The sequence below is a fragment of the Lacinutrix sp. C3R15 genome (genome assembly GCF_018860825.1).
Lineage (GTDB): Bacteria > Bacteroidota > Bacteroidia > Flavobacteriales > Flavobacteriaceae > Oceanihabitans.
Map to the genome: position 1 here is coordinate 477342 of NZ_JAHKPZ010000030.1, position 19311 is coordinate 496652.

General features: G+C 30.7%; 18 protein-coding genes. 11 read left to right on the forward strand and 7 right to left on the reverse strand.

Going from position 1 to position 19311, the window contains the following annotated elements:
• The first annotated feature begins 108 nt into the window (after window positions 1–108).
• Entirely contained in the window at window positions 109–1623 is a 1515-nt protein-coding gene (locus KO494_RS10770; RefSeq protein ID WP_215967604.1) for a GH3 auxin-responsive promoter family protein, read from the forward strand.
• Window positions 1624–1798: 175 nt separating this feature from the next.
• Here the strand turns inward: KO494_RS10770 and KO494_RS10775 are convergent, their stop codons facing one another.
• The gene (locus KO494_RS10775) at window positions 1799–2668 is read right to left on the reverse strand and encodes a MerR family transcriptional regulator (protein WP_215967605.1); all 870 of its coding nucleotides are present in this window, start codon (window positions 2666–2668) and stop codon (window positions 1799–1801) included.
• A 151-nt stretch (window positions 2669–2819) separates the two neighbouring features.
• On the opposite strand from KO494_RS10775, the gene KO494_RS10780 reads away from it, so the two are divergent.
• From KO494_RS10780 to KO494_RS10800, 5 genes are all read left to right on the forward strand, one after another.
• Window positions 2820–4235 (forward strand): fasciclin domain-containing protein, encoded by a 1416-nt coding sequence (locus tag KO494_RS10780; protein ID WP_215967606.1) that lies wholly within the window; start codon window positions 2820–2822, stop codon window positions 4233–4235.
• Between the two features lie 81 nt (window positions 4236–4316).
• On the forward strand, window positions 4317–5786 hold the full coding sequence (locus KO494_RS10785; RefSeq protein ID WP_215967607.1) for an NAD(P)/FAD-dependent oxidoreductase: 1470 nt from the start codon (window positions 4317–4319) through the stop codon (window positions 5784–5786).
• Complete coding sequence (locus tag KO494_RS10790; RefSeq protein WP_215967608.1) at window positions 5783–6619, forward strand: phytoene/squalene synthase family protein; 837 nt, start codon at window positions 5783–5785, stop codon at window positions 6617–6619. The genes KO494_RS10785 and KO494_RS10790 overlap by 4 nt, the downstream gene beginning before the upstream one ends.
• Window positions 6620–6647: 28 nt before the next feature.
• Window positions 6648–7106, forward strand: a complete 459-nt coding sequence (locus KO494_RS10795) for a sterol desaturase family protein (protein ID WP_215967609.1) — start codon at window positions 6648–6650, stop codon at window positions 7104–7106.
• Window positions 7107–7109: 3 nt separating this feature from the next.
• Window positions 7110–7805, forward strand: a complete 696-nt coding sequence (locus tag KO494_RS10800; protein ID WP_215967610.1) for a lycopene cyclase domain-containing protein — start codon at window positions 7110–7112, stop codon at window positions 7803–7805.
• A gap of 38 nt (window positions 7806–7843) precedes the next feature.
• On the opposite strand, the gene clpX is transcribed toward KO494_RS10800, so the two are convergent.
• The 6 genes from clpX to KO494_RS10830 form a co-directional block, all read right to left on the reverse strand.
• Window positions 7844–9076, reverse strand: a complete 1233-nt coding sequence (clpX, locus tag KO494_RS10805) for an ATP-dependent Clp protease ATP-binding subunit ClpX (protein WP_215967611.1) — start codon at window positions 9074–9076, stop codon at window positions 7844–7846.
• A 141-nt stretch (window positions 9077–9217) separates the two neighbouring features.
• Window positions 9218–9892: an ATP-dependent Clp endopeptidase proteolytic subunit ClpP gene (clpP, locus tag KO494_RS10810; protein WP_215967612.1), complete on the reverse strand. Its 675-nt coding sequence runs from the start codon at window positions 9890–9892 to the stop codon at window positions 9218–9220.
• Between the two features lie 128 nt (window positions 9893–10020).
• Complete coding sequence (gene tig, locus KO494_RS10815; protein ID WP_215967613.1) at window positions 10021–11349, reverse strand: trigger factor; 1329 nt, start codon at window positions 11347–11349, stop codon at window positions 10021–10023.
• A gap of 187 nt (window positions 11350–11536) precedes the next feature.
• The gene (locus KO494_RS10820) at window positions 11537–11878 is read right to left on the reverse strand and encodes a phage holin family protein (protein ID WP_215967614.1); all 342 of its coding nucleotides are present in this window, start codon (window positions 11876–11878) and stop codon (window positions 11537–11539) included.
• A 27-nt stretch (window positions 11879–11905) separates the two neighbouring features.
• A complete protein-coding gene (locus KO494_RS10825; RefSeq protein WP_215967615.1) occupies window positions 11906–12676 on the reverse strand; it encodes an alpha/beta fold hydrolase in 771 nt (256 codons plus the stop codon).
• Between the two features lie 84 nt (window positions 12677–12760).
• A complete protein-coding gene (locus KO494_RS10830; RefSeq protein ID WP_215967616.1) occupies window positions 12761–13474 on the reverse strand; it encodes a pyridoxine 5'-phosphate synthase in 714 nt (237 codons plus the stop codon).
• Window positions 13475–13566: 92 nt separating this feature from the next.
• Between KO494_RS10830 and KO494_RS10835 the strand changes: the two genes are divergently transcribed.
• The 5 genes from KO494_RS10835 (at window position 13567) to KO494_RS10855 (ending at window position 19247) form a co-directional block, all read left to right on the forward strand.
• Window positions 13567–14226 (forward strand): CBS domain-containing protein, encoded by a 660-nt coding sequence (locus KO494_RS10835; protein ID WP_215967617.1) that lies wholly within the window; start codon window positions 13567–13569, stop codon window positions 14224–14226.
• A 1-nt stretch (window position 14227) separates the two neighbouring features.
• Window positions 14228–15097, forward strand: a complete 870-nt coding sequence (locus KO494_RS10840; RefSeq protein ID WP_215967618.1) for an NAD kinase — start codon at window positions 14228–14230, stop codon at window positions 15095–15097.
• A gap of 99 nt (window positions 15098–15196) precedes the next feature.
• Window positions 15197–15889 carry a DUF6089 family protein gene (locus KO494_RS10845; RefSeq protein WP_215967619.1) on the forward strand — a complete coding sequence of 231 codons (693 nt, stop codon included), beginning with the start codon at window positions 15197–15199 and terminating at the stop codon, window positions 15887–15889.
• On the forward strand, window positions 15890–16630 hold the full coding sequence (locus tag KO494_RS10850) for an isoprenyl transferase (protein ID WP_215967620.1): 741 nt from the start codon (window positions 15890–15892) through the stop codon (window positions 16628–16630).
• A 4-nt stretch (window positions 16631–16634) separates the two neighbouring features.
• A complete protein-coding gene (locus KO494_RS10855) occupies window positions 16635–19247 on the forward strand; it encodes an outer membrane protein assembly factor (protein WP_215967694.1) in 2613 nt (870 codons plus the stop codon).
• Window positions 19248–19311 lie beyond the last annotated feature (64 nt).

Below are 19311 nucleotides of genomic sequence, written 5' to 3' on the forward strand. Positions count from 1 at the left end.
GATACTTAGTAAAAATCGTGTGATTTTAAGTGCATTTCACCCTTAAAATTTTAGCAATTAATCGCATTTTTACAAGCAAATCTAATTAAGAATAAAGATAGTATAAATATGCCAATTCCTATAGTCAATTCTATTGCTTCCTGGTTTTTAAAAAAACGTTTTCACCAAATCGATTTATTTTTAAAATACCCAAATGAAGTACAAACAGAGTTATTACTAGAACTTATAGAAACCGCTAAAGATACTGAAATTGGGAAGCAATACGATTTTGCTTCTATTAAAAACTATAAGCAATTTGCAGATCGTATACCCATTTCTTGTTACGAAGATGTACAACCTAGTATAGAGCGCTCAAGAAAAGGTGAAAATAATATTTTTTGGCCAACACCTATTAAATGGTTTGCAAAATCTAGCGGAACCACAAATGCTAAAAGTAAATTTATTCCTGTAAGCACAGACTCTTTAGAAGATTGTCATTATGCAGCAAGTAAAGATTTACTGTGCATGTATTTAAATAATAATGAAAACTCACAACTCTTTACTGGTAAAAGTTTACGTCTTGGCGGAAGCAAAGAACTATATAAAGAAAACGGAACTGTTTTTGGGGACTTAAGTGCTATTTTAATTGACAACATGCCTTTTTGGGCAGAATACAGCAGCACACCTAGCAGCAAGGTTTCTCTTATGAGTGATTGGGAACATAAAATGCAAGCAATTGTAGACGAAACCATTAACGAAAACGTTACAAGTCTAGCAGGTGTTCCTTCATGGATGCTAGTTTTACTAAATAATGTTTTAGAAACCACAGGCAAAAATAGCCTACACGAAGTATGGCCAAATTTAGAAGTGTATTTTCATGGTGGTGTAAGTTTTACTCCATACCAACAACAATACAAAAACATACTACCTAATAACGATTTTAGGTATTATGAAATTTATAATGCTTCAGAAGGTTTTTTTGCTATTCAAGACCAAAACAATTCTAGCGAATTACTTTTAATGCTAGACTACGGAATTTTCTATGAATTCATTCCTATGGATACTTACGGAAGTAAGGAACAAAAAATCATTCCGCTTTCTGAAGTAGAATTAGACAAAAACTACGCTGTTATAATAACAACAAACGCAGGATTATGGCGTTACAAAATTGGTGACACCGTTAGGTTTACATCTATTACACCTTACAGAATAAAAGTTTCTGGTCGTACCAAACACCATATAAATGTTTTTGGGGAAGAACTAATTATTGAAAATGCAGAAAACGCACTAAAAGAAGCATGTATAAAAACAGCTTCTGAAATTGTAGATTATACTGCTGCTCCTATTTTTATGAAAGAAAAGGAAAAGGGATCTCATGAATGGTTGATAGAATTTAAAACACCTCCTAAAGACCTCAACAAATTTAGTGAACTGTTTGACAATGCTTTAAAAACCGTAAATTCTGATTACGAGGCGAAACGTTTTAACAACCTTACACTTAATAAACCAACAGTACATATCGCTAGAGAAAAACTATTTTATGATTGGCTAAAACAAAACAATAAACTTGGCGGACAGCATAAAATACCAAGACTATCAAACTCTAGAGATTATATGGAAGAATTAATAAAATTGAATGAATAGCAACATTTACAACAATACCTTATTACAACGAGAATTACCTATGCTTCATCTAAAACACTTTTACATTTATTAATATAATAACTACCTTGGTGTGCTATTAGTAGATAATTTTATAAAATAATTATCGTTATACAAAAAAAACCAAGCATATTGCTTGGTTTTTTATTTACAGGCTTTATTTTTTAAGACAACTTATTAAATCCTTTGGATGCGATAAATGAAAAATTCTACTATCTCCTTCCACTTTTTCTAAACCTATAGGGTTACCTGAAAAAAGAAGTGGCACATCTTCTGCCTGATTTAATATAGTAGCTATAGTAGTATTAATTGTATCTTCGGCTGGTGTAACAAACATGGTTAACAGGTATTCTGGCTTAATTTCTTCAACCACTTGTTTTATATTATCAATAGGTACATTTTGTCCTAAATAATACACTTTCCAACCCATTTCTCTAGCTATATAATACGCAAGAAGCAACCCAATTTCATGGTGTTCGCCTTCAACTAGAAACATTAATATACTAGGACTATCTTTATGAGGATAAGGAAGTAAATCTATAGAAGCAAACATTTTTTTCTTAATTAAATTAGAAATAAAATGCTCTTGGGCAGGCATTACTTTATTCATTCCCCAAAGTACTCCTACTTTATTTAAAAAAGGATATACTAATTCAGTAATCGTTGCTAAAAGCCCATTTTTAACTATATGTGTTCTAAGGAGTTCATTAAATCTAACCTCATCCATATCAAGCATACTAATAACTAGCGCACTAATTTCATCTTCATAATCACCTTCTTCTAAACTATCTGAAATGATTTTATAAATTTCATCATCAGACATTTTATCTATTTTAGAAATTCTATACCCTTTTCTAGTTAAGACACTTATATTCAGTAATTTTTTTAATTGTAAATCTGAATAATACCTAATATTTGTATCTGTTCGTTCTGGATCTAAAAAATTATATCTAGTCTCCCATTTACGTAAAGTATGCGCTTTAACACCTGTTAAAGTTACTATTTGGGCCATTGTATATCTACTCATGTCTAATTATTTACCAAACAAAGTTAAACAAAAAAAATAAACACACTAAATATTACAAAAAAAATTTTGTCTAACTTTTACATTATTTTAGTTGACAAATAGAAATATTTTTATATATTTGTCTAAACTTTAAACATTTAAACTAGACATTATGAAAACGAAATTCTTTTTTATCGCACTTTTTAGTCTATCCTTATTAACAATTTCATGTAGTAATGATGACGATGGCTCAAACAACACAACTACAGAACCTAACATTGTAGAATTAGCTGTAGCTAATCCAGATTTAAGTTCTTTAGTAGCTGCATTAACTAGAGCAGACGGAAACTTAACATCAGTATTAAGTGGTAACGGACCATTTACAGTATTAGCACCTACAAATGATGCCTTTGCGGCTTTCTTATCTGCTAACGGATTTGCTTCTTTAGAAGCTGTACCAACAGATGTATTATCACAAATACTTTTAAATCACGTAATCATGGCTGATGTATCATCAAGCGACTTAATTGGTATGGGTTCTGGATACACTTCAGGAAGCGCTAGTGGTGCTGACGGCTTAAATATTAGTATTTACTTTGATACAAGTAGCGGTGTAACATTTAACAATGCAGGAACAGTTACAACAGCAGATGTAGATGCTTCAAACGGAACCATTCACGTAATTGACGGCGTTTTAGGCTTACCAACTATAGTAGACCATGCAGTGGCAAACGCAAGTTTTTCAAATTTAGTTGCTGCTTTAGGTGCCGCAGATGGTGATTTAGTAAATGTGTTAAGTGGCGACGGACCATTTACAGTTTTAGCACCAGACGACAATGCTTTTAGCACATTTTTAAACGGAGCAGCATTAGGAGATGTTGACACAGCTGTTCTTTCTCAAATATTACTAAACCATGTAATTATTGGGTCTACAGTAACTTCATCAGCTTTAGTAGATGCTGGAGCAGGATACACCAATACAGGTGCATCAGGACCTGCTGGAAATGCAATGAGTCTATATTACAATACATCAAACGGAGTAGTATTTAATGGAATAGCAACAGTTACTCAAGCAGATGTGGTTGGTACAAATGGTATTATTCACGCTGTAGACACTGTAATTGATATACCAACAGTAGTAACTTTTGCAGCAGCAGACCAAACCTTTTCTACATTGGTTCAAGCATTAACAACATTAACACCTGCTACAGATTTTGTTTCTATTTTATCAAGAACAGAAATTGGAAATGCAGATATGATAGACCCAAGCTTTACAGTATTTGCTCCAACAAATGATGCCTTTGCAGCTTTAGCAGCAATTCCTGAAGAAGCTGCTTTAACGCAAGTACTATTACACCACGTAATTAAAGAAGCAAACATTACTTCAAGCATGCTTAATAATCCTGGTGATACAACTGCTGCAACTATTGAAGGAGACAACATTACTATAACACTACCTGGTACAGGTGATAATATTGCAGATATAACAGATGGATCTGGCGCTACAGATATAGGAATTATAGCAGTAGATGTTCAAGCTGGAAATGGTGTAATACATGTAATTAACAAAGTAATGATTAATAACTAACACCAAGCTAAATCAGCGTATTTAACTGATAAATAGACCGATAGCGTTTTTTGTTGTCGGTTTATTTAATTAAATTATACCATGAATTTGAAAAAAATTGTAATAATAGGTTCTGGATTCTCCTCACTATCTGCATCGTGCTATTTAGCTAGCAAAGGTTTTGATGTCACTATTTTAGAAAAAAATAAAACAGTTGGCGGAAGAGCTAGACAGTTAAAAAAAGAAGGATTTGTTTTTGATATTGGTCCCACTTTTTATTGGATGCCTGATGTGTTTGAACGTTTTTTTAATGATTTTAACACCTCTACCAAAGACTTTTACAATCTACACAAACTAAAACCTGCATACCAAATTTACTTTGGAAAAAAAGATTCTATTAGTATTACAGATAACTTTGAAGCGATTAAAAACACCTTTGAAAACATTGAAAAAGGTAGTGCAAATAAACTACAACAGTTTATTGATAAAGCACAAAAAAACTACGATATTGCTATAAAAGATCTAGTTTACAAACCTGGAGAGCACGTTTTTGAAATTATAAACAGTAAAACTATTTTAAAGTTATATGAGTTTATTTTAACTATTAAGAAACAGGTTTCCGGTTATGTAAAAAACAAAAAACTGCAGAAAATTTTAGAATTTCCAGTCTTGTTTCTTGGCGCCAAACCAAGTAATACTCCCTCTTTTTACAATTTTATGAATTATGCCGATTTTAAATTAGGCACCTGGCATCCTGAAGGAGGCATGTATGAAGTTGTAAACGCAATGCATAGTCTCGCTACAAGTTTAGGTGTAAATATTATTACCAATTGCGCAGTAAAACAAATAAACACAGAAAACAATAAAGTAATTAGTGTTACCACTAGTAAAAAAAATTATGCTTGCGACATTTTATTAAGCGGAGCAGATTACCACCATACAGAAACCTTACTACCAAAAGAACTAAGACAATACACTGAAAACTATTGGAACAAAAAAACCTTTGCTCCTTCTGCCTTATTATTCTATGTTGGATTTAACAAAAAACTAAAAAACGTTTCGCATCATACTTTATTTTTTGACACTGATTTTGATGCACATGCAAAAACAATTTACGACACAAAAGAATGGGCAGAAAAACCTTTGTTTTACGCTAGCTTCCCTAGTATTACAGATGCTTCATCAGCGCCTCAAGGTAAAGAAGCGGGTATTTTTTTAATTCCTATTGCTCCAGATGCAGAAGACACACCAGAAATTAGAGAACACTACTTTAAACAACTTATAGAACGCATTGAAAAAATGACTGGTGAAACTATTAAAAACAACATTCTTTTTAAAGAATCTTATTGTGTAAAAGACTTTAAGGAAGATTACAATTCTTATAAAGGGAATGCTTATGGTTTGGCAAATACTCTAACACAAACACATGTACTTAGACCAAAGCTAAAAAGTAAAAAAGTTTCTAATTTATATTTCTGCGGACAATTAACAGTTCCAGGACCAGGAGTTCCTCCTTCATTAATTTCAGGTAAGATAGTAAGTGATTTAATTTTAAAACACAGCATAATATGAAAGCGTTATTTGATACTTCCAGTTTAAAATGTAGCAAAATTGTTACCAATAGCTATAGCACATCCTTTTCTTTGGGCATTAAATTATTTGCACCATCAATACGCCCTGCAATCTATGCTATTTATGGATTTGTACGTTATGCAGATGAAATTGTAGATTCTTTTGAAGCATATCCTCAAGAAGAACTATTCTATGATTTTGTTACCGATTACCAAAAAGCATTAGAAAGAAAAATTAGTTTAAACCCTATTATTAATTCGTTTCAAGAAGTTGCACATAAATATCATCTACAAAACTATGCCGAAGATTTTTTAAAACGAATGGAAGCAGATTTAAAAGTTACAGATTATACCACAAAAGAGGCATATGAAAACTATATATATGGTTCTGCAGATGTAGTAGGTCTAATGTGTTTAAGAGTATTTGTAAATAATGACGATAAAAAATTTGAAGCACTAAAAGCATCTGCAACCCATTTGGGGTCTGCATTTCAAAAAGTGAATTTTTTACGAGATATTAAAGAAGATACAGAAAACTTAGGACGCTCCTATTTTCCTAATTTAAACACCAACTCTTTAAATAACGCTACGAAACAAGAAATAATAAAAGACATAGAAAAAGATTTTCATGAAGCATATAAAGGCATCATCAAATTACCTATAGAAAGTAGACTTGGTGTATATATAGCATATAGATACTATTTAAAACTTTTAAAGAAACTGAAAAAAGCAGATTCTGAAAAGATTTTAAAAGGAAGAATTAGAATATCTAACTCCTTAAAATTATTTATTCTTACTAAATCGTATATACGATATAAGTTAAATGCTTTTTAAATTTTAAACATATTAAGTAACTTACAATATGATTATTATACAATACATACTAATTACAATAGCCACTTTTATTTGCATGGAAGCGGTTACATGGCTTACACATAAATATGTCATGCACGGATTTTTATGGTATTTACACGCAGATCACCACCAACCAAAATATCCGCATGCTTTTGAAAAGAATGATGCTTTTTTTGTAATTTTTGCCATTCCTAGTATCTTACTATTATACTTTGGACTACTACCAAACTTAAACTTTATGTTCTTTATTGGCTTAGGTATTTTCTTTTATGGTGTTTGTTATTTTTTAATACATGATGTACTTATTCACCAACGTTTTAAATGGTTTAAAAATACCAAAAACAAATACCTTATAGGATTACGAAAAGCACACAAGGTACACCATAAACATTTAGGAAAAGAAGAAGGGGAATGCTTTGGAATGCTGTTTGTACCAAAAAAATACCATAAAATTTTTAAAAAATAATTCATGCAACCATACACCTATCTTCTTATAGATTTTGCTTGCATTAGCATTCCTTTTTTAGCTAGTTTTTATAAAAAACACGCGTTTTACAAAGAGTGGCTACCTTTTTTTAAAGCAAACATAATTATTGCTTTACTATTTATTGTATGGGATTCTATTTTTACAAACATTGGTGTTTGGGGTTTTAACACAGACTATTTAACAGGCTTTCATATAGGCAATTTACCTATTGAAGAAATTCTATTTTTTATCTGTATTCCGTATTGCTGTGTTTTTACTTTTTTTGCTTTAAAACATATTATAAAAAAGAATCCTTTAGAAAAAACTGCGTCTGCTTTAAGTTATTTATGTATACTAGTGTTTGGTATAGTAGGGCTTTTACACACAGAAAAACTATACACTTCTATTACGCTTTTAAGCACTTCTATTTTCTTGATATATTTAAAAGTTAAAAAAGTAAACCTCTCTTATCATTATTTAACTTTCTTTTTAATTCTACCTTTCTTTTGTATTAGTAATGGTATACTTACTGGAAGTTTTTTAGTTAAAAAACCAATCGTTTGGTATAATAATGCAGAAAATTTAGGAGTACGAATAAGTAATATTCCTATTGAAGATTCTATTTATGGTATGCTTCTTATTTTTATGAATATTGAGTTATACCGTTATTTTAAAAACAAAAAAACCATTTATAAATAACTTTATAAATGGTTTTTTATACTTACAAAAACTAAAAATTAAGAAACAGCCTTTAGTTTTTTAATGGTTGTTTTAGTAAGTTTTTCTTCTGCATAAGCTTTAGTTACATTTAAACTTTTCTCGTTGCTACCTGGTAATTCAAACATAGCATCTGTTAAAATTTCTTCGCAAAGCGAACGTAAACCACGAGCTCCTAACTTATACTCTATTGCTTTATCAACAATAAAATCTAAGGCACCATCTGTAATGCTAAATTCAATATCATCCATTTCAAACAATTTCTTATATTGTTTGATGATTGCATTTTTAGGTTGTGTTAAAATAGCTCTTAAGGTTTTTGCATCTAAAGGATCCATGTAAGTTAACACAGGAAGACGACCAATAATTTCTGGTATCAATCCAAAATCTTTTAAATCTTTAGGTATAATATATTGTAGTAAATGGTTTTGATCTACAACAGTATCACTCATTGATGCGCTATAACCTACTGCTTGCATGTTTAATCTTTTAGAGATTACACGTTCTATACCATCAAAAGCTCCTCCAGCTATAAATAGTATATTTTCGGTATTTACTTCAATAAATTTTTGATCTGGATGCTTACGCCCTCCTTTTGGTGGTACGTTAACAACAGTTCCTTCTAAAAGTTTTAGTAAAGCTTGTTGTACACCTTCACCAGAAACATCACGAGTTATAGATGGATTATCACTTTTTCTAGCAATTTTATCTATTTCATCAATAAAAACAATTCCTTTTTCTGCTTTTTCTAGGTTGTAATCTGCAGCCTGCAATAATCTGGTTAAAATACTCTCTACATCTTCACCAACATAACCAGCTTCTGTTAAAACAGTAGCATCTACAATTGCTAATGGTACGTTTAGCATTTTAGCAATGGTTTTAGCCATTAAGGTTTTTCCTGTTCCTGTTTGCCCAACCATAATGATATTTGATTTTTGAATCTCGATATCATCATCACTTGGTGGCTGTAATAACCTTTTGTAGTGGTTATATACTGCAACAGACATTACTTTTTTTGTAGATTCTTGCCCAATTATATATTCGTCTAGAAAGGAATTTATTTTTTGTGGTTTGCGTAAAACTAATTCTGCAGAAAGGTCACTATTATCTGTTTGCTTAGATTCTTCTATAACAATACCATGTGCCTGCTCAATACAACGATCACATATATGCGCATCTAATCCTGCAATTAATAAATTGGTTTCTGGCTTTTTACGTCCACAAAACGAACACTCTAAATCTTCTTTTGCCATTTTTCAAGTTATGAATTAAAAATTACGAGTTAAAAGCTTTCACTCTTACTTATAACTTTTACTTAATTTTTTAAATTCAAGAAAACCAACAGTTTTTTTTGATACTACTCAAAACAACTTTCATTTTCTACTTGACTATTTTTAGCTTCTAACTAAAATCTCATCAATCATTCCGTACTCTTTAGCTTTATCAGCTTTCATCCAGTAGTCACGGTCACTATCTGCATACACTTTGTCGTAATCCTGCCCAGAATGTTTACTAATAATATTATAAAGTTCTTCTTTTAATATTAAAATTTCACGAGCAGTAATTTCTATATCACTAGCTTGCCCTTGTGCACCACCTAAAGGTTGGTGAATCATAACACGCGAATGTGTTAAACCACTACGTTTTCCTTTTTGTCCTGCACATAATAAAACAGCTCCCATTGATGCTGCCATTCCTGTACAAATAGTTGCAACGTCTGGCTTAATAAATTGCATGGTATCATAAATACCTAGTCCTGCATATACACTTCCTCCTGGAGAGTTTATATATATTTGAATATCTTTATTAGCATCTGTACTTTCTAAGAACAATAATTGTGCCTGAATGATATTAGCAACTTGGTCATTAATACCTGTTCCTAAAAAAATGATTCTATCCATCATTAAACGCGAAAACACATCAAAAATAGCGATGTTCATTTGGCGTTCTTCAATTATATTTGGTGTCAAGTTAGTTGGGTACATGCTACTAATAATCTTGTTATAGTAGGTACTGCTAATTCCTTGATCTTTTATTGCGAATTTTTCGAATTCTTTTCCGTAATCCATATGTTGATATAAAAATTATAGTTATTAAAAAGGCGTTAAAACGTAAAAGTTTCAACGCCTAAATATAAGGATTTATTCTTTAAAATTATGTTAACACTTTAATAAGCCAAGTGTACTAATTTTACCTCTTATTTATCTCCGTAAACTTCTTTTACAAAGTCTTCGTAAGTTAATTCTTTAGTTTTAATATTAGCTTTTTCTTTATAGACATCTAACAATCTTTGGCTAATAATTTGCTCTGATATTTTTCGCGCTTCCTCTTGGTTAGATAGTACACGAGCAGCAATATCATCAAGTTCTTTTTCTGAAGGGTTCATTTGCCCAAATTGAGCCATTTGCATTCTAATCATGTTTTTAGCATGCCCTTGAATTTCTTCTAAAGTTACTTGTATTTTATTGTCTGTAATTAGTTTCCCTTCAATTAACTGGTAACGTAAGCTTTTTTCAGATTTTTCGTATTCTTCTTTTGCTTGGTCTTCTGTTAATGGTTGCTCACCTGCTGTTTGCATCCATTTTTGTAAAAATGCTGCTGGTAAATCAAATTTAGTATTCTCTACTAAGTATTCTGTTACGTCATTTAAAAGCTTTTGATCACCTTGTTGCACGAATTGTTTTTCGGCATCTTCTTTAATCTTTTCTTTTAATTCTGATACAGAGGTTACACTACCATCTGCAAATAATTTATTAAACAATTCTTGGTCTAAATCTGCAAGCTCGCGTTTGTTAATTTCTGTAATGGTAAAAGTTACTTCAATATCTAAACCATGTGCATCATCATGTTGTATTTTTAACGCATGCATTAATTCATGATCATCACTATATAGCCCTTTTGTTTTTAAGGTAATTACATCTCCAACTTTAGCACCAACAAATTTCTTAGCATTTGCTGCTCCTTTAAATTTATCTAAAGTTAAAGTTACTGTATTTTCAATTTCTTTTTCTTCATTTTTAAAAGTTCCAGTAATTTCACTGTCTTTTTCAACTTCGGTTTGCGAAATTAATTTACCATATTGTTTCTGGATATTAACAACTTGATCATCAATCATTTTATCTCCAGCAACAATGTTATAATGTGTTATTGCTTTTTTACTTTTTAAGTCTACATCAAATTCTGGTGCTAAACCTAGTTCGAATTCAAAAGAGAAATCTTCTGCATCCCAATTTATTTCTTCTTGCACTTTTGGTAATGGTTGCCCTAAAACATCTAACTTTTCTTCTGTTAAATATTTATTTAAAGCATCTTGTAAAAGTTTGTTTACCTCATCTACTAAAACGGCTTTACCATATTGTTTCTTAACCATTCCCATTGGTACGTGACCTTTTCTAAATCCAGGAATGTTAGCAGTTTTTCTGTAATCTGTTAAGATTTTTTCAATTTTATCGCTATAATCTTCTTTTGCGATATCTACTTTTACTACTGCATTTAATGCATCAATGTTTTCTCTTGTAATATTCATTATAAATGATATAAAGCCCAAAATAGGGCATTTAACACTAGTTTAGATTTCCATTTTCACGGAAAACCATTTTAATAGATTTATAAAAAGTGTTTCTTTTTATTGTTTTTCTATTAAAAAGGAGTGCAAAAATACTACTTTTTTACTCTACAACAAAGTTTTTAACGTATTGAAAACAAGCCTGCTTTTAATCTTGTTTTAAAAAAGATTGCAAGAAAGATTGCAAGATGCTTAAAAGCACACTAAAAAGCATTGCTACCCAGAAGCTATCTACGTAAAAACCATCTATAAATTTATCTGCTAAAAGTATAATACATGCATTAATAACAAACATAAATAAACCTAAAGTTACAATGGTAATAGGTAAGGTTAAAACAACTAAAACCGGTTTTACAATTAAGTTTAAAATAGATAGTACTAAAGCAACAACCACAGCTGTTGCATAGCCATTTACGTTTACACCATTTAAAACATTTGCTAAAACAAAAACAGCAATAGCATTTAAAAGTAGTCTAATAATTAAATTCATAGTCTTTCTTTTTTAGGTTAGTAAGTATTAATTAGTTACAAAATATATCACAGCTTTATAAAAATCTTCAGGGTTTTCTGCATGCAACCAATGTCCTGCATTAGCAATGGTTGTAATTTGTGCTGTTGGAAAATGCCTTGTAATTAAAGCTTCGTCTTGTAATGCAATATATTCGCTTCTATCTCCACGAAGAAACAAGGTGTCTTTAATAAATTTTGCATGTATAGGTAATGCTTCGCCAACTTCGCTAACATTATTTTTTAAAACCTCTAGATTTATACGCAGAGCTAGTTTTCCTTTTTCAATCCAATATAAATTTTTAAGTAAAAATTGTCTGGTTCCAAAATCGGAAACATAATTAGACAATTCTTTATCTGCTGCTCCTCTAGATTTTAATTCTTCAAAATTTAAACTACTTAAACCTTCTAAAATAGCATCATGATGTACTGGGTAAAATCTTGGTGAAATATCTGCTACAATTAATTTAGAAACTAGTTCTGGATATTCTGTAGCAAAAAGCATGGCTGTTTTTCCTCCCATAGAATGCCCTAATAAAATTATATCTTCTAGGTTCTGGTCTTTACAATAACACTTTAGGTCTTCTACTAAAACATCATAATTAAAAAGTGCATCATGAAAACTTCTGCCATGATTACGTTGGTCTACCAAATGCACTTGAAAACCAGCTGCACTAAATTGAGTACCTAGTGTTTTCCAGTTATCACTCATTCCTAAAAAACCATGAAGAATTATAAATGGTTTTCCTTCTCCTATAATATTAGAATATAATGTTGCCAATGTTTTATTAATTTAATAAGATTTAGTTTGCGTGCAACCCAAACATTTATTGATTTTTTTAACTCTTTACAGCTAGAAAAATGTTTATTTTAGTTTTTGTAAATACATTTGTATTACGTTTTCTACACCAAGATAAAGGCTTTCAGAAATTAGTGCATGCCCAATAGAAACCTCTAATAAACCAGAAATATTTTCTTTAAAGAATTTTATATTATCTAAAGATAAATCATGCCCTGCATTTATACCTAAACCTAAGGTATTACTTAACTCTGCACATGCGGCATATGGCTTAATAGCATCGTAATTTCCTAAACCATACTGGTGTGCAAAAGCTTCAGTGTACAATTCTATTCTATCTGTTCCAGTTTCTTTAGCTCCTTCTATTTGTGCTACATCTGGATCTACAAAAATTGAGGTTCTAATTCCGTTGGCTTTAAATTCTTTAATTACTTCAACTAAAAAATCTTTATGCTTAATGGTATCCCAGCCTGCATTACTAGTAATAGCATCTACGCTATCTGGAACCAATGTAACTTGTGTTGGTTTAATAGCTAAAACCATATCTATAAATTTAGGAATAGGGTTTCCTTCAATATTATATTCTGTGTATACTTCAGGTTTTAAATCGTACGCATCCTGGTAGCGAATATGCCTTTCGTCTGGTCTTGGGTGAATAGTTACACCTTCTGCTCCAAAACGCTGCACGTCTTTAGCAAATTGTACTACATTAGGCAAATCTCCTCCTCGTGAATTTCTTAAAGTAGCTATCTTATTAATATTTACACTTAATTTTGTCATTCTTTAACGTATTATAGTACAAAAATACAAACTAGAACAGGCTTATTGACTATTTTTTTGATTAATTTGCAGAAGCTAAAAAGAAGAATAAAATGAATCTTTCTAATTATATAATAAACGACATTAAACCACCTACATTAACCAATAGTGTACGTGATTTACAGGTGCTATTTCAACAACTTACTTATTCTCATATTCCTATTAAAAACGAAGAAGGTGTATATTTAGGTTGTATTTCTGAAACAGACATTCATTGTTTTGAAACTACAAAACTGGTAAAAGACATCCTCTATTCTGCAGAAGGTTTTTTTGTGAGAGAAGACACAAACTGGCTAGATACCTTAGAAGCATTTGCACAAAATGCAACTAACATTATGCCTATTTTAAATAAAAAAAACAACTACATAGGCTATTATGAACTGAAAGACATTATTAGTTTATTTAATGAAACCCCATTTTTCTCTGAAGCTGGAGCAATATTAATAATAGAAAAAGGCTTAACAGATTATTCTTTTAGCGAAATAAGCCAAATAGTAGAGTCTAACAACGGAAAATTACTAGGTGCTTTTGTTTCTAAAATAGAAAATGATATTGCAGAAATAACGCTAAAAATAGGAAATACAGGACTAAACGACATCATGCAAACTTTTAGAAGATATAGTTATAATGTTGTTTCTGGACATGAAGAAGACAGCTATATGGAAAGTTTAAAAGAACGATCAGACTACCTTAACAAATATCTAAACATGTAATATGAAGATAGCTATCTACAGTCAATATTATCCTGAAAAGTCGTTTGATGCATTTCATCATTTATTACAAATACTTTTAAACGAAAAAGCAGAAATTTTTATAGAAGAAGCATTTTTAAGCCATTTTAAAACCTTAAAAAACACCTCTATAAAACCATTTACAGAACTAGATAAAAGTTTTAACCTGCTAATAAGTATTGGTGGAGATGGTACCATTTTAAGAGCTATAACTTACCTCAAAGATTTAGGCATACCTATAGTAGGTATAAACACAGGCCGCTTAGGTTTTTTATCTACCATACAAACAAATGACATTGAAGCTGCTATTAAAAATATTTTAAACAAAAATTATAAAATATCAGAACGTAGTTTATTAAGTATTGAAACACTACCAGAAAACAACAAAATTAAAGAAACAAATTTTGCGCTAAATGAAATTGCAATAAGCAGAAAAAACACCACCTCAATGATTACTGTAGACACCAAACTTAACAATGAGTATTTAACCTCTTATTGGAGTGATGGTTTAATAATATCTACACCAACAGGATCTACAGGCTATTCCTTAAGTTGTGGCGGACCAGTAATAACTCCAGACACCAATAGTTTTGTATTAACACCTATTGCACCTCATAATTTAAGCGCAAGACCTTTGGTAATACCTGACTCTACAGAAATAGAATTAAAAGTAGATGGTAGAGAAGAACAACATTTAGTATCTTTAGATTCTAGAATTGCAACATTAAATAACAATACTATAATAAAAATAAAAAAAGCACCATTTACTATTAAAATGTTAGAATTGGTAGAAGAAAGTTTTTTAGATACACTCAGAAAAAAACTACTTTGGGGAGAAGATAAACGAAATTAAACAATATTTCAACCGAAAAACTGTTTAATTCACATACAATTTGCTTCAAATTGTTATTGGCCAATCTTATTTATTATATTTGCAAACTTTTAATCGTATATGAGGTACTTTATTATTATTCTAATCAGCGCTTTAACTTTTCAGCTAACGCAAGCACAAACTTATGAAATAGGTTTGTATGCAGGAGGCAGTAATTTTATAGGTGATGTTGGTGCTACCAACTACATATCGCCAAACAAGCCTGCAATTGGTGGTATTTTTAAATGGAATAGAAGCGCAAGACACTCTTTTAGATTTTCATTAATTTACACAGAATTAGAGGCTTTAGACAGCAAATCTGATGACCCAAGAAGAATAGAAAGAGATTACAAATTTACAAATCCTATAATTGAAGCTTCTGTAGGTTTAGAATTTACTTTCTTTGATTTTAATTTACATAGCAGAAAAACAAACGCTACTCCTTATTTATATACAGGAATAACCGTTGCCAAACACGACAACTTTCATTTTAGTAATAGTGGCGAACTAATAGACGATCAAACCTCAAGTTTAGCTTATGGCCTACCAATGGTTTTAGGATATAAATTTCAAATAGCACAAAAGTTTATACTTGCAGCAGAAATTGGTGCACGCTACACTTTTACCGATGAAATTGATGGTAGTGTACCAGATGCAGAAGAAGCATATGACAGAGCTGCTTTTGGAAATTTAAATAATAATGACTGGTATATGTTTACTGGTATTACATTAACTTACACTTTTGGTGAAACACCATGTTATTGTTCATTTTAAATGAGTTTAAAAGAAAAAATAAATACAAATAAGTTACCGCAACATCTAGCTATTATAATGGATGGTAACGGAAGATGGGCAAAACAAAAAGGTATGCTTCGTGCTTTTGGTCATGAAAACGGAACAAAATCTGTTAGAGAAACCGTTGAAGCTTCAGCAGAACTTGGTATAAAAAACCTAACTCTTTACGCGTTTTCTACAGAAAACTGGAACAGACCAAAGCTAGAAGTGCAAACCCTAATGAAACTTTTAGTTTCTGCTTTAAAAAAAGAAATTAAAACACTTCAAGAAAACAACATTAAACTATCTGCTATTGGTAATTTATCAGCTTTACCAACTAAAGCACATAAAGAACTTCTAGAAGTAATAGATAAAACAAAAACAAACAATAGAATGACACTCACCTTAGCTTTAAGCTATGGTTCTAGAGAAGAATTACTAAATACAGTTAAAAAAATAGCAATTAAAGTTAAAAATAATATAATTTCGCCCGAAAGTATTGATGAATCATTTATTAATGAGCATCTTTACACGCAAAATTTACCAGATGTAGATTTGCTTATAAGAACTAGTGGTGAACAACGTATTAGTAACTTCTTGCTTTGGCAAATTGCCTATGCAGAATTGTATTTTACTGAAACCTTATGGCCAGATTTTACAAAGCAACATCTATATGAAGCCATAATAGAATATCAAAAAAGAGAAAGAAGATTTGGGAAAACAAGTGAACAACTTAGCTAAGTTAATGCCTTTAAAAGCAATTACTAAACATTTTTTAGCGCTAACAGTAACCATATTTAGTTTAAGCACATTTGCTCAAGAAACTACATTTACAAAAGGCAACAAATACACTATTGAAGAAATAACTGTTAATGGTAACACTTCATTTAGTGAACAAACCATTATTACCTATTCTGGTTTAAGAAAAGGAAGTGAAGTACAAATTCCTGGTGAAGAAATAAGTAATGCAATAAAAAAACTGTGGAACTCTAACCTTTTTAATGATATAGATATTTATCTATTAAAAGTAGAAGGTAACAATGCCTTTTTAGAAATTAGGTTATCAGACTTACCAGAACTTAATGCTGTTAAAATAACAGGTGTTAAAAAAGGTAAAAAAGAAACTATCATTAAAGAAAACAAGTTAGATAAAGGTGTAAAAGTTACAGAAAACCTTATTACTACTACAAAAAACTACCTACAAAACAAGTATAAAAAAGATGGTTTTACTAATGCTAAAGTAAACATCAATACTATTGAAACTTCAGATTCTATTCAGAGATCTAAAGTGAATATGGTTTTAGCCATAGACAAAGGAAAAAAAGTAAAAGTAAAAGACATTGTGTTTACTGGTAATTCTGTTTTAACAGACAGCAAACTAGGTAGCGCAATGAAAAACACTAAAAAAAGAAACTTTTTAAGAATTTACAAGCGTTCTAAATATATAGAAGAAGACTATAAAACAGATTTAACTAGTATTATAGACAAATACAAAGAAAACGGTTATAGAGATGCCAGAATACTATCAGATAGCTTAATTATAAATAATGATAACACCATTACACTAAACATAAATTTAGAAGAAGGTGAAAAATATAGCTTTGGTGACATTTCTTTTATTGGTAACACAGTTTATACAGACCAACAACTTAAAAGAGTTTTACGTATAAATAAAGGCGAAACTTATAATGGTGTTTTATTACAAGAAAGAATTGCCGACAATAGCAGACCAGATGCAGAAGACCTAACTAACTTATATCAAAATAATGGGTATTTATTCTCTACTATAAACCCTGTAGAAACTAATGCAGAAGGTAATGTTATTGATATGGAAATTAGAATTTCTGAAGGTAAACCTACCTACTTCAATAATGTAACCGTACATGGTAATGAAGTAACTAATGACAAAATTATTTATAGAGAACTACGTACTCGTCCTGGCCAATTATATAGTAAAGCAAATGTGGTACGTACCATTAGAGAATTAAGTCAATTAGGATTTTTTGATACAGAACAAATTACTACAGACTTTAAAAACCCAAACCCAAATGAAGGTACTATAGATTTACAATATGGTGTTGTAGAAACTGGGTCTAGCCAAATTGAATTACAAGGTGGTTATGGTAGCGGAAGTTTTATTGGTACACTTGGTTTATCCTTTAATAACTTTTCTATAAAAAACATATTAAACCGTAAAGCTTACAAACCAGTACCTCGTGGTGATGGTCAAAAACTTGCTCTGCGTTTACAAGCTAGTAGATTTTACCAAACCTATAGTTTTTCTTTTACAGAACCATGGTTAGGTGGTAAAAAACCAGTACAATTTTCTACCTCTATATCACATTCTAAACAATTTTTATACGATTATACAACAGGAAATGCAGATAAAGACAAACGTTTTAATATTACAGGTATATCTGTTGGTTTAGCAAAAAGACTTTCTGTACCTGATGATTATTTTACTTTATCACAAGCCTTAAGTTACCAACATTATAACTTAAAAAATTATAACACTGGACTATTTACTTTTGGTGATGGTTACTCTAACAACTTAGCATATACCATTGGTTTAAGCAGAAACAATACATACAATGACCCAGTGTACCCAACTGGTGGTTCTAACTTTAATATTAGTGCTAAACTTTCTATACCTTACTCCCTATTTAATAATGTAGATTACGCAGCATTAAGTGATGAAAGAGCAGAACAAGAAGAAATCTATTATGATGCAAATGGTGAATATACAGATATACAAAGTACAAATGCATACACCAGAATGGGAGAAATTGATCAAGAACGATACAAATGGTTAGAGTTCTATAAAATTAAATTTAAAGCAGATTGGTATACAAGAATTGTAGATAAGTTAGTATTACGCCCAAGTTTAGAATTTGGTTTCTTAGGAGCCTATGATAATGATAGAGGTGTTATTCCTTTTGAGCGTTTCTTTCTTGGTGGTGACGGTTTAGCTAGTTATAGTTTAGATGGTAGAGAAACCATAGCATTACGTGGTTATGAAAACCAGTCTTTACAACCAGTTGATGAAGATGGTAATGTAACCAGTGATGGTGGTTCTATATACAACAAGTTCTCTTTAGAACTACGTTACCCAATAACATTAAAACCAGCCGCTAAAATTTATATGCTAGGTTTTCTTGAAGGTGGTGTATCTTATAACAATTTTAAAGACTATAATCCGTTTGATCTTAAAAGATCTGCAGGTTTAGGTTTACGTTTATTCATGCCTGCTTTTGGTTTATTAGGTATTGATTTCGGTTACGGATTTGATTCTGTACCAGGACAAGGAACAACAGTAAGTGGTTGGCAAACACACTTTATAATAGGACAACAATTTTAGTTTGGCACGATATTTTCTATTAACAATTTGATTATTTACAACAAGAATTAAAAAATTTAAAATT

Coding starts and splice junctions, on each gene's coding strand:
- KO494_RS10770 (WP_215967604.1), top strand. CDS start 109: ATGCCAATTCCTATAGTCAATTCTATTGCTTCCTGGTTTTTAAAAAAA.
- KO494_RS10775 (WP_215967605.1), bottom strand. CDS start 2,668: ATGAGTAGATATACAATGGCCCAAATAGTAACTTTAACAGGTGTTAAA.
- KO494_RS10780 (WP_215967606.1), top strand. CDS start 2,820: ATGAAAACGAAATTCTTTTTTATCGCACTTTTTAGTCTATCCTTATTA.
- KO494_RS10785 (WP_215967607.1), top strand. CDS start 4,317: ATGAATTTGAAAAAAATTGTAATAATAGGTTCTGGATTCTCCTCACTA.
- KO494_RS10790 (WP_215967608.1), top strand. CDS start 5,783: ATGAAAGCGTTATTTGATACTTCCAGTTTAAAATGTAGCAAAATTGTT.
- KO494_RS10795 (WP_215967609.1), top strand. CDS start 6,648: ATGATTATTATACAATACATACTAATTACAATAGCCACTTTTATTTGC.
- KO494_RS10800 (WP_215967610.1), top strand. CDS start 7,110: ATGCAACCATACACCTATCTTCTTATAGATTTTGCTTGCATTAGCATT.
- clpX (WP_215967611.1), bottom strand. CDS start 9,076: ATGGCAAAAGAAGATTTAGAGTGTTCGTTTTGTGGACGTAAAAAGCCA.
- clpP (WP_215967612.1), bottom strand. CDS start 9,892: ATGGATTACGGAAAAGAATTCGAAAAATTCGCAATAAAAGATCAAGGA.
- tig (WP_215967613.1), bottom strand. CDS start 11,349: ATGAATATTACAAGAGAAAACATTGATGCATTAAATGCAGTAGTAAAA.
- KO494_RS10820 (WP_215967614.1), bottom strand. CDS start 11,878: ATGAATTTAATTATTAGACTACTTTTAAATGCTATTGCTGTTTTTGTT.
- KO494_RS10830 (WP_215967616.1), bottom strand. CDS start 13,474: ATGACAAAATTAAGTGTAAATATTAATAAGATAGCTACTTTAAGAAAT.
- KO494_RS10835 (WP_215967617.1), top strand. CDS start 13,567: ATGAATCTTTCTAATTATATAATAAACGACATTAAACCACCTACATTA.
- KO494_RS10840 (WP_215967618.1), top strand. CDS start 14,228: ATGAAGATAGCTATCTACAGTCAATATTATCCTGAAAAGTCGTTTGAT.
- KO494_RS10845 (WP_215967619.1), top strand. CDS start 15,197: ATGAGGTACTTTATTATTATTCTAATCAGCGCTTTAACTTTTCAGCTA.
- KO494_RS10850 (WP_215967620.1), top strand. CDS start 15,890: ATGAGTTTAAAAGAAAAAATAAATACAAATAAGTTACCGCAACATCTA.
- KO494_RS10855 (WP_215967694.1), top strand. CDS start 16,635: ATGCCTTTAAAAGCAATTACTAAACATTTTTTAGCGCTAACAGTAACC.